The organism is Mesorhizobium sp. M7A.F.Ca.MR.362.00.0.0 (assembly GCF_004023175.1).
In the GTDB taxonomy this organism is placed as follows: Bacteria; Pseudomonadota; Alphaproteobacteria; order Rhizobiales; family Rhizobiaceae; genus Mesorhizobium.
Genome location: NZ_RZTF01000471.1, coordinates 675 through 3,812 on the forward strand (window position 1 = coordinate 675; position 3,138 = coordinate 3,812).

Annotated in this window: 3 protein-coding genes and 1 pseudogene; all 4 read left to right on the forward strand. The window is 65.4% G+C overall.

The annotated features are described in order from the left end of the window. On the forward strand, positions 1-546 hold a 546-nt coding region (locus EOC06_RS44130; protein ID WP_245470297.1), incomplete at its 5' end, for a branched-chain amino acid ABC transporter permease. Between the two features lie 12 nt (positions 547-558). Beyond that, a complete protein-coding gene (locus EOC06_RS33240; RefSeq protein WP_128309785.1) occupies positions 559-1,575 on the forward strand; it encodes a zinc-binding dehydrogenase in 1,017 nt (338 codons plus the stop codon). Positions 1,576-1,602: 27 nt separating this feature from the next. After that, the gene (locus EOC06_RS33245) at positions 1,603-2,391 is read left to right on the forward strand and encodes an alpha/beta fold hydrolase (protein WP_128309786.1); all 789 of its coding nucleotides are present in this window, start codon (positions 1,603-1,605) and stop codon (positions 2,389-2,391) included. Positions 2,392-2,416: 25 nt separating this feature from the next. Beyond that, positions 2,417-3,138: pseudogene (locus EOC06_RS44135) on the forward strand (acyl-CoA dehydrogenase); the annotation flags it as partial.

Sequence of the window (3,138 nt, forward strand, 5' to 3'; positions counted from 1 at the left end):
CGCGTGATGAAGGACTATTCGGCCTTCGAGCGGAATGTCGCCATGTCGCTGCTCTGCGCGGGGATGCTGCTCGTCACGCTGGGCGGCAGCTACTGGCTGCTTCGCTCGCGCTTCGGCCTTGCGCTGATCGCCATGCGCGACAATCCGGTCGCGGCCGCAAGCCAGGGCGTGAATGTCGTCAAGCTGCGCTTCCTGATCTACGTCGCGTCGGCGGTCGGCTGCGGTCTTGCCGGGGCGATCTATTTCATGGCGCAGCTCCGCATCACCCCGGGTTCGGCCTTCGATCCGATGTGGGCCAACGTCGCGATCTTCATCGTCATGGTCGGCGGAATCGGCTCCATCGAGGGCGTTCTGATCGGATCCCTGATTTTCTTCATCGCGGACCGCTGGTTCGGCGAATACGGCGCGACTTATTTCGTTGTCCTCGGCCTGATGACGCTTCTGGTCGCGCTCTACGCCCGGACGGGCATCTGGGGCCTGATCTCGAAACGGTGGGATGCACCATGGTTCCCGATCCGACGCAAGCTCGTCGACCCGAACCGCTGACGAGGAGGATTCATGAAAGCCGCCATCTTCGATAGGGTCGGCGTCCCGCTGCGGATCGGCACGGTGCCGGACCCGACGCCGGCACCGGGCGAGGTCGTCTTGCGTGTCGCTGCCTGCGGCATCTGCGGCAGCGATCTGCATATCACCGAGGACCCCGTGCCTTTCGGCATCGAGGCAGGCTTTGTGCTCGGCCATGAATTCTCCGGTGACATCGTCGCGGTCGGATCGGAGGCAACGGGCCTTCGGATCGGTGACCGAGTGGCCGTCGTGCCGATGCGCGGTTGCGGGCACTGCGAGGCCTGCGAGCGCGGCGATCCGGCGCGCTGTCGCGAGATGGAGCTGATCGGCGGCGGCTATGCGCAATACGCGACCGTGGCCGCACGCCAGTGTCATATCCTGCCCGGCGATGTGGCGCTCGAGGATGGTGCGTTGGCCGAGCCGCTGTCAGTCGCTCTGCATTGCATCGTCCGCTCGGGCATGAAGCCGGGGGATCGGGCCGCCATCCTGGGCGCCGGGCCGATCGGGCTGCTCGTCGCCTTCTGGGCGCGGCGGATGGGGGCGTCGCGTGTCGTGGTGGCCGACATCCATGGCCATCAGCGCGAGCGTGCGCTTGCTCTCGGCGCGACCGGCTTCGCGCTTTCCGGCGAAAAGCTGACCGAGAACCTAGCCGATCTCTGCGGAGGAGCGCCAGACATTGTCTTCGAATGCGTCGGCAAGCGCGGCCTCATCGGCGCGGCGGTCGAAGCGGTGCGGCTGCAGGGCACGGTGGTTGGCGTCGGCTTGTGTATCGGCGGCGACGAATGGGATCCGTTCATTGCGCTGACCAAGGAAGTGAACCTGCGGTTCTCGGTCTTCTTCCATCAGCGCAACGAATTCGGCGTCGCCCTCGATGCGCTGCGCGGCGGACCTTTCGCACCGCAAGCTCTGGTCACCGACCGGATCGATCTCTCGCCAGTTCCGCAGATATTCGAGAGCCTTCGCCGCCGCACCACGCAATGCAAAGTGCTGATTCAGCCGGACCTTGCTTGAGGCCGCACCTGTTTGAGGAGAGTGAAAATGGCCGTTCAATTCGAAACGCTCGAATACGATATCGGCGGCACGGAAACGGTGGTGAAGGCCATCGGTAGAGGCAAGCCCGTGCTGTTCCTGCACGGCGCCTCGACGCTTGAAGGCTTCGGCTTCGCGGAGGGCCTCGCCGACCGCTTCCGCGTGCTCTGCCCGAGCCATCCGGGCTTCGGCTTTTCTGGCCCGGCGCCGCATGTCGCTGCGATGTCCGACCTGGTTCTGCACTACCTGAACCTGCTCGATGTTCTGAACCTGCCGGAGAAGCCTCATCTCATCGGCTTTTCCATGGGCGGCTGGATGGCGACCGAGCTCGCCGGCCTTGCGCGCGAGCGTTTCGACAAGGTGGTGCTGATCGCTCCCGCCGGGCTCAACGACCCCGCGCATCCGGCCACCGATCTGGGCGCGGTCGCGCCGCAGGAGCTGCCGGCCTATCTGGCGCATGACGTCTCGGTGGCGCTGCGCTATTTCCCGGACGGCTCAGACCCCGCCTTTGCCGAGGCCTTCGGCGCCGACCGCGTCCGCGAAGGCGAGACGCTCGGCCGGCTGCTGGCGCCGTTCGGCATGGGCCATCCGAACCTGCGGCGCTTTCTGGCGCGTATCGCCAATCCGACGCTGGTCGTCTGGGGCACCAGGGACCGTCTGCTGCCGGCTGGCCAGGCGCCGCTCTTCGTCGAAGCCCTGCCCGACGCACGCCTGATCCTGGTCGAGGATGCCGGCCATTTCGTCATGCAGGAGAAACCCGAAACACTCAGGAAGATCGGCGATTTCCTCGCCGGCTGACCGCATTGAAAAGGAGGAGAAGACAATGAACAAACCCATCAAGCACGGCTCGTGGGGGACGACCACCGACTATCGCGACTTGCTCAGCAAGATCACGGAGATCGGGCCGGCCCTGGAAGCCAACGCTACCGCCGATGAGGAAAATGGCGAACTGACTGCGGCCACGTTCGAGCTGCTGAAGCCGCTGCGCATGTCGCATATCTTCGCCGCGGAGAGCCTCGGCGGTGCGCAGCTGCGACCCACCCAGGGTCTCGAACTGCTGGCGGCGATCACCTGGCACTCTGGGGCGGCTGGTTGGGTTTCCATGGTGCATTGCTGCATCGGTGCGATGTCGGCAGCCTTTCTGCCGGACAGCGCGGTCGAGCGGTTGTTCGCGGCGGGCACCGAAAACCGGTTCTCGGGGCAGGGCGCGCCGCTCGGTATGCTGAAGAAAGTCGATGGCGGCTACCGGCTGAATGGCAAGTGGAGCTATGGCAGCGGCTTCAGCCACGCCACCTACAGCCACAGTGCCGCCTTCGTCGACGACGGCACCGGCAAGCCCGCCAAGGACGAGAAGGGCAACTTGATCATCATGTGCGCCCATGCCCCGATCTCTCAGCACAAGCAACTCGGCAATTGGGACGTTCTGGGCCTCGGCGGCACCGGCAGCATCGACTATGCGGCCGAGGACGTCTTCATCGCCGACGATCTCGTCTTCCCGATCCTGACCGCACCGCCGCTGCGTCAGAAGGAGTTCTTCAGTCTCGG

Coding starts and splice junctions, on each gene's coding strand:
- EOC06_RS33245 (WP_128309786.1), top strand. CDS start 1,603: ATGGCCGTTCAATTCGAAACGCTCGAATACGATATCGGCGGCACGGAA.
- EOC06_RS33240 (WP_128309785.1), top strand. CDS start 559: ATGAAAGCCGCCATCTTCGATAGGGTCGGCGTCCCGCTGCGGATCGGC.